Source organism: Moorena sp. SIO1F2 (genome assembly GCF_010672755.1).
Lineage (GTDB): Bacteria > Cyanobacteriota > Cyanobacteriia > Cyanobacteriales > Coleofasciculaceae > Moorena.
Window position 1 is genome coordinate 13419 of the sequence record NZ_JAAHFV010000070.1, and the last position, 8123, is coordinate 21541.

An 8123-nucleotide genomic window follows, 5' to 3' on the forward strand; every position below is an offset into this window, starting at 1 on the left:
GTTGAAGCAGTGCAAGTAGGCCATGGGTATAAAAGGGTGCATTTTAAGACAATTTTTTTTCAATCCATACTATAAAGGGTGTTGACATGCTAACAACAATTAACGAAACCATCAAACCAACCTTTGCTGTAGTCTGGCAAAAGCTGTCATCTGTGCTCCTTGGGATTGCCCATAATTTCCAAGCTATCAAAAGCCGGGTTTCAGGCATCTTCTTTAACCAGGCCAACCTAGATTTGATATCTGAGGAAGACAATTGTGAACCCAACCCAGTCATAAAGGTATCAATTTTGACTAATGCTGGCTTGGGCAGTGTACCGTACTACTGCTTCTTGTGGGAAGAACGTAAACTTTACTGATTCCACCTAGTCCAGGCTCGCAGAAATAAGTCACCACTTTCATCTACAGAGGTCGGAGCTGGTCATTTCACTTATTTCGGTTTCCCCTGCACTAGTACTAAGTTTCCTTGACAGTATACTACATTATACCAATTAACGAGAATCCCTGCCTTCAGAAGGTAGGGATTCTCGTTAATTCCTGGATTAATTGCACATCAATTTCATCTGGCCATCTCCCGATCTGGTCATCCCGACCTCTGGCCATCTGCATCTGTAGTGCTACTTTGAAGACTTGCTATAGCTTGGATAGCCCCATAGCTGATTAGGGGGTAAGCTGAGAAGGACCTGTTGGTGTAACCAAAAGTGTGTTAACTGTGGTCTACTGATTGGTCTACTGATTGGCAAACTGGGATCAAAGGGCATTCACCCTTTCAGTCATGGAGGTGGCAAACTAGAAGAAATGGATTTAAGTAGGGGAGTTGATCTTGGCACGTAAGATAGAGCCTCTATGGGCAGTACAAGATGACCAACAGAGAAAGGACGTTCTGATGAAGCGTAAAAATCAACACATGTTAGCACTGGTGTGGCGAAGCACTATTGTTTTGTCATTCTTCCTGTTGCCTGTTGGCCTTGGCAGTGCCCAATCCATCGAACCTGACCCTCCAAAACAGATAGTCGCTCAGAGCTCAAGTCAAAAGCAAGTTCAAACTGATGCGAATCTTAGCTTTCAGCGGGTGACGCTCCTGTCTAATGTTTTGCTGGTTGTGTTGGTCACTCTGGTACTGCTACTGGTGGCTGCGATCGCAGCGTTGTGGCTGCTAAGAAGGTCTGTGATTCGTGAGGTTGCCCAAATCGTGAGAGCTCACCTCAATGAACTGACTGACTTGGAAGATAGGATTGTCAGTGCCAATAAAAATGTTCAAAGTATCCTCGAAAAAACTGAAGACATTGCTTTGGAGCTAGATCAGCAGGCGGCAGAGTTTAAACAAGACCTAAGTGTTAAACGAGAAAATCTATCTAAGCTGCTATCCAAATTGTCTCAGTCCCAGCAACAGGCATTAACGACAATCAAGACGCAAAAAACCGATACTCAACAAGAGCTAGAACAATTAGAGACTGACTTTGCCTCAAGACTGTCTAAACTCGAGCAAGACGCTAAAAAGCAACGGGATAGTTTTCTGAAGTATCTAGAAAACTTAAGCGCTGAGTTTGCCCCCCAATTATCTGAACTCAAGGGGGATGTGCAAGCCCAGAAAGAGACAATACTGAAGAAACTGAAGCAATTAGAGACAGAGTTTGGCTCCGAACTGTCTGACCTGAAAGAAACTGCGGTAAACCAAAAGGACTTAACTTTAAAAGATTTCGAAAAATTAGGGGCTGAATTTACTCCAGAATTATCGAAAATCCAGGCGGATGTACAAGCCCAGAAAGAGATAATACTGAAGAAACTGAACCAATCAGAGACTGAGTTTGGCTCCGAACTGTCTGACTTGAAAGCCAAGGCTCAAAAACAAAGCGAAGATTACCTGCAAACCCTAGAAAAATCAAGGGCTGACTTTGCTCCTCAACTATCTGAAGTTCAGGGTAATGTACAAGAACATAAGGATAAAGTCCTGCAGCAACTAAATCAATCAGAGTCTGATTTTGCTGTTGAACTGTCTGAGCTTAAGGCAAAGGCTGATAAAGAAAGGAACAGTTACCTCAAGAATCTAGAAAAACTCACCTCTGATTTTGCTCCTCAACTATCTTTACTCAAAGCCAATGTCCAAGGGCATCAAGATAAAGTATTGGAGAAACTGAACCAATCAGAGACAGAGTTTGCCTCAAAATTGTCTGAACTTGAAGCCAAGGCTCAACAGCAACGGGATTTAATACTAGAAAATATAAAACAGGTAGAGACAGAGTTTACTCCTCAGCTATCTGACATTAAGGTGGAGGCTGAACAAAAAGCTCAACATAAAATCGATTTAGCTCTTCAGAAGCTAGAGCAATTAGGAACTGACATTACTGAACAACTTTCAAAATCCCAGTCGAAGATTGAAGTGCAAATCGATAAGACTCTCCAGCATCTGAAAGAGCTAGAGGCTAATTTAACAACTCAGGTTTCTGACTCTCAGTCAGGAATTCAAACCCAGAATGCTCAGACCATTCAGAGTCTGGAAAAATTAGAAACAGAGGCGAAAACTCAACTTTCTGATTTACAGTCGGACATTCAAAAGCGAAAAGATATAATCATTCAAAATCTGGACAAATTGGAAACCACCTTGGCTGCTCAGCTGTCTGAGGTGGAATCTGAGGCTCAAACCGAGAAGGATAAAATTCTACAACAACTAGCAGAGATTTCCCCAACATCCATTGCAGAAGCTGCTCTGTCTGAAGTGCTGCAAAACACTCAAACTCTGACGGAACAATTAGAACGCCTCAAATCGAACCATCCTAAATTGTTCTTGAATCCAGATGACTATGTGAATCAGGGCAATAGTCTATTCTCTCAAGGGCAGTATCAAGATGCGATCGCTTCCTATGATCAAGCTCTTGACCTTCAACCGAATAACCCTGATATTTGGTATCAGCGAGGTATGGCATTATGGGAATTACAGCAGTATCAAGATGCGATCGCGTCCTATGACAAAGTAATTGAGCTTAAGCCAGATGACCCAGATAGCTGGTATCAAAGAGGTCTGGCTTTGATGGAACTCCGGCGGTATGAAGGAGCAGTGGTTGCTTTTAATAAGGTGGTTAAACTCAAGCAAGACCACTACAAAGCCTGGTTAAACCGGGGCATGACCCTAAGACGGTTGAGACGCTACGAAGATGCGATCGCTTCCTATGACAAGGCCCTAGAAATTCAGCCAAACTATCATCAAGCTTGGGTTGACCGAGGAGTAGCACTGGGAATGCTACAAAAGCATGAAGAGGCGTTTGAATCCTTCGACCAAGCTGTCCAAGTTCAGCCAGATAATACAGTAGCCTGGTTGAATCGAGGCATGGCTCTGGATGTATTAGAAAGATACCAAGAAGCTGTTGCTTCTTTTGACAAGGCTATTGAATTAAATCCCGACTCCCACAAAGCCTGGAATTACAGAGGTTCTACCTTAGTCAAGCTAGAACAGAATGATCAGGCATTGGAAAGCATTAATCGGGCTTTGGAGATTCAACCTGAGTATGCTGCTGGTTATTATAACAAAGCAATCGTTTATTCTTCCCAGGGTCAAGTCACCTTAGCTGTGGAAAACCTAGAGCAGGCGATTGATCTAAATCCAAGGTATCGGGAAGAGGCGAGTAATGACCCGGATTTTGAGGCTATTTCAGAAGATGATCGGTTCTGGCAGTTGATTGGAGGCTAGAATCCTCTTGATCTCCTGGGTCCGGCAAATAATTCCTATTCCATGCTTGCTATCAACTATGAACTAAAGTCTAGTTTAGTCTAGATTGATATAGCAGGAAATGAGCTTGCGCCAACATATTTCTATAATCCCAGATCATACAGCATGGTAGACCTGACCCCAAATCCTAGTTTCAGTTTGACTATTTGCTTAACATACCCCAACCGTGCCGGGATGTTAGCCAGCGTAACTCAAGCGATCGCATCTGTTGGCGGTCAATTGGGAGAAATTATGGTGGTGGAGAAAACTCGGAAAATTGCTACTCGCGAGATTACCGTAGATGCAGCTAGCAGTGAACACGCTGAACAGATTGTACAAGCGGTGTCAGAAGTTCCCGATGTCCAAATCCTAAATGTCTATGACCGCACCTTCAACCTCCATCGCGGTGGCAAAATCAGTGTCAACAGTAAAATCCCCCTCAAGCATCAATCTGAATTGGCTATGGCTTACACTCCTGGTGTAGGTCGGATTTGTAAAGCGATCGCATCTGACCCAGAACAGGTCTACTCCTTTACCATTAAAAGCAACATGGTTGCTGTGGTCACCGATGGCAGTGCAGTGTTGGGGTTGGGTAACTTAGGGCCAGAAGCCGCTTTGCCAGTGATGGAAGGTAAAGCAATGCTGTTCAAAGAGTTTGCTGGTATTGATGCTTTTCCTATCTGCCTAGCTACCCAAGATACGGATCAGATCGTGGAAACCGTTAAAACTATCGCGCCGGTTTTTGGTGGTATTAATTTAGAAGATATCAGTGCTCCCCGTTGCTTTGATATTGAAGCCAGACTCCGGCAGGAGTTAGATATTCCAGTCTTTCACGATGACCAGAACGGTACGGCTATTGTCACCCTTGCTGCCTTGACCAATGCCCTGAAGCTAGTCAAGAAATCCCTAGAAGAGGTAAGAATTGTTATTAATGGAGCTGGCGCTGCCGGTATGGCAGTTGCCCGGTTACTCCGTAAAGCTGGTGCAGGTGTAATTTGGATATGCGACTCCCAAGGCATTATTTCTACTAAACGCCCTAACTTGACTGAGCAAAAGCAAGAATTTGCTGTGGATGCTTCCGGTACTCTCGCTGGTGCCATTGGTAATGCCGATGTGTTTATTGGGGTGAGTGTACCTGGAGTTCTGACCCCAGACATGGTCAGGTCGATGGCAAATAAGCCCATTGTCATGGCTATGGCTAATCCTATCCCGGAAATTCAGCCAGAATTAGTAGTAGATGATGTAGCAGTAATGGCTACAGGTCGTAGTGACTATCCCAATCAGATTAATAATGTTCTGGCTTTTCCAGGGGTTTTTCGTGGGGCTATAGATTGTCGGGCGTCAACCATTACCGTGAATATGTGTCTCGAAGCAGCTTTTGCGATCGCATCCCTGATTAATCCCAGTGATTTAGATCGAGAACATATCATTCCCTCCGTATTTGATGAGCGAGTCGCTCCTGCAGTTGCTGCTGCGGTGCAAAGGGCAGCACGTCAGGATGGTGTAGCATGCCATTAAGTAGTTGTATTTCGATAATTTCATGATCGAGCTGTAGAAATTAGCTATTATCCTCGCATTTGATCCATTTTTTGAGGCACGACTGATGATTGTAACCACTACTGATGTTATTCAAGGTGCGATTGTTGAAGAGTATTTGGGAATTGTGACTGCTGAGGTGGTTTACGGCACCAATGCACTGCGGGATTTCTTTGCCGGTATTCGAGATTTAATTGGGGGACGTACTGGGAGTTATGAAAAAGTCTTTGAAAAAGGACACCAAGAAGCCCTCAAAGAATTGAAGCAACGTGCCTCAGAACTAGGAGCAGATGCTGTGATTGGCATTGCTATGGATACTGGCACAATTAACGTTGATGAAAAGGGGGTGCTGCTACTGATTACCGCGACTGGCACAGCCATCAAAATCAAGAATTAAGGGTTGCTTGACAGTTGACGGGTACCCGTCAACTGTTGTTTAACTAAATCCGCTAAATTTCCTTGACAACTCATACTCGTTACGACTACGATTAAATAGTAACAATCATAAAGGAATGAGTAAGACAAGATGGTTATCAATCAAGTACCCGACGTAGTATTTAAGACCAGAGTCAGAGATGAGTCAGTTGCTGGACCCAATCCCTTCCGCTGGCAAGACCGCACTACACAGGAAATTTTTGGCGGTAAGCGTATCGTGCTATTTTCCCTTCCTGGTGCCTTCACACCCACCTGTTCATCAACCCACTTACCCCGCTATGAAGAACTCTATGACGAGATCAAAGCACAAGGGGTTGATCAAGTGATCTGCTTATCTGTCAACGATGCCTTCGTGATGTTCCAGTGGGGCAAACAGCAAGGGGTTCAGAATATCTTCTTGCTACCCGATGGTAATGGGGAATTCACCCGCAAAATGGGGATGTTGGTAGAAAAAGATAATCTCGGTTTTGGTATGCGTTCTTGGCGCTACTCTATGGTGGTAGATAACGGCAAGATTGAAAAAATGTTTGTAGAACCAGGCTATGAAGATAACTGCCCTACCGATCCCTTCGAGGTCTCAGATGCAGATACCATGTTGGCATACTTGAAGTCAGCTAAAAGTTGAGATACTTCCCAGCTTAGTTAAGGCTTTATCAGTAGAGGCGTTACCTGCAACGCCTCTACTGTTTTCAGTTTGGTGCGTAAGTCCTGATAATCGTGGATTGACTTGAGAGTGATACAACAATCATTACCTTGGACGATCAGTAAAATTTTACCTCCGACGCCTATTGCGCCTATCTACCAAAAATAAGTAATCTTTCAACCGAATAGTAATTCAGAAGTTTGGGGGAGTCATGAGCTACGATTTTGATTTATTCGTTATTGGTGCAGGTTCCGGAGGAATTGCTACAGCTAGACGAGCCGCAGAATATGGGGCAAAAGTAGGCATTGCAGAATTTGACCGTTTAGGTGGAACTTGCGTAAATCGTGGCTGCATTCCTAAGAAGCTGATGGTTTATGCCTCCCATTTTCCTGATCAATTTGAAGAGGCACAGGGATATGGCTGGAGTAAGGTACACAGTACCCTGGACTGGACAACAATGATCACAGCAGTCAATCAGGAAACAGAACGCCTCAATGGCATTTACCAACGTATGTTGGATAACTCCAAGGTGGAACTGTTTCAGGGTTATGCTAAGTTCGTGGATTCCCACACCATAGACATTGGCGGACGCAAAGTAACTGCCCAGAAAATCTTGATTGCAGTAGGAGGACATCCAGTCAAGCCCGATATTCCTGGAATTGAACACGCGATTACCTCTGATGATATCTTCCACCTCAAGGAACAACCGAAACGGATCGTGATTCTTGGGGGTGGCTATATTGGTGTCGAGTTTGCCTGTATTCTCAATGGCTTAGGCTCTGAAGTCACGGTGGTTATTCGTCGTGATCAGATTTTACGGGGATTTGATGCGGAAATCGGTTCCGAGATTCAACAAGCCATGGAGAACCATGGGATTCGCGTGCTAAATAACAGTAAGATCATCGCTATTGAAAACACATCAGCCGGTCTGAATGTAACGGTACAAGGACAATCACAAACAACTATAATTGCTGATGCAGTCAGTTTAGCTGCCACAGGTCGTATACCCAATATCCAGAATCTAGGTTTAGAGAATACTGGAGTAGCAATTGAAAACGGTGCGATCGCAGTCGATAAGTACAGTCTTACCACAGAAGACCATATCTTTGCCGTAGGGGATTGTACTAACCGCATGAACTTAACTCCCGTTGCGATTAATGAAGGTCGTGCCTTTGCCGATACCGTATTTGGTGGCAAATCCCGGATCATGAGCTATGAGAATGTCCCAACCGCAATTTTTACCACACCCGAAGCAGCTACTGTTGGTCTAAGTGAGGCCGAAGCACGGGAGAAATATGGGGATGCGGTCAAAGTCTATCGTTCTCGGTTCAGAGCGATGTACTATACCCTACCCGGTCGGGATGAAAAAACCCTGATGAAGTTAGTGGTTGACCAAAACACTGACAAAGTCTTGGGTGCTCATATGGTAGGAGACCATGCAGCAGAGATTATTCAAGGAATTGCGATCGCATTGAAAACCGGAGCTACCAAAGCTAACTTTGATGCTACTGTTGGCATTCATCCCAGTTCTGCAGAAGAGTTTGTCACAATGCGCTAAGGGACTTAAAAAGCTTTTTAAATACAGTTGTAACTAGGGCGTGAACACACGCCCTAGTTTTGTACTATAGCGCTTTAAAATCAGATGTGAAAATTTATAGCAATTCAATTCACGAATGCCTCTAATAAGGCATTATTGCTAAGTGCTTAAATTCTTTTAGTTGTCAAAGTCAACACTACTGAATCAGAATAAATCCTAAAAAAGCCCCTAGAACTGTATTATCAGGAAGGAATGGCTGATTGAGTGTCTCA

Annotated in this window: 6 protein-coding genes; all 6 read left to right on the forward strand. The window is 44.1% G+C overall.

The annotated features are described in order from the left end of the window. Nucleotides 1-86 precede the first annotated feature (86 nt). The 6 genes from F6J94_RS11585 (at nt 87) to gor (ending at nt 7872) form a co-directional block, all read left to right on the forward strand. Entirely contained in the window at nt 87-356 is a 270-nt protein-coding gene (locus F6J94_RS11585) for a hypothetical protein (RefSeq protein ID WP_075904793.1), read from the forward strand. Between the two features lie 464 nt (nt 357-820). After that, nucleotides 821-3682: a tetratricopeptide repeat protein gene (locus F6J94_RS11590; protein ID WP_293040020.1), complete on the forward strand. Its 2862-nt coding sequence runs from the start codon at nt 821-823 to the stop codon at nt 3680-3682. Between the two features lie 144 nt (nt 3683-3826). After that, nucleotides 3827-5218, forward strand: a complete 1392-nt coding sequence (locus F6J94_RS11595) for an NAD-dependent malic enzyme (protein ID WP_293040022.1) — start codon at nt 3827-3829, stop codon at nt 5216-5218. An 85-nt stretch (nt 5219-5303) separates the two neighbouring features. Next, nucleotides 5304-5633, forward strand: a complete 330-nt coding sequence (locus F6J94_RS11600; RefSeq protein ID WP_293040024.1) for a YbjQ family protein — start codon at nt 5304-5306, stop codon at nt 5631-5633. 129 nt (nt 5634-5762) lie between these two features. Beyond that, nucleotides 5763-6296: a peroxiredoxin gene (locus F6J94_RS11605; protein WP_293017783.1), complete on the forward strand. Its 534-nt coding sequence runs from the start codon at nt 5763-5765 to the stop codon at nt 6294-6296. 229 nt (nt 6297-6525) lie between these two features. After that, on the forward strand, nt 6526-7872 hold the full coding sequence (gene gor, locus F6J94_RS11610; protein WP_293040026.1) for a glutathione-disulfide reductase: 1347 nt from the start codon (nt 6526-6528) through the stop codon (nt 7870-7872). Nucleotides 7873-8123: the final 251 nt, after the last annotated feature.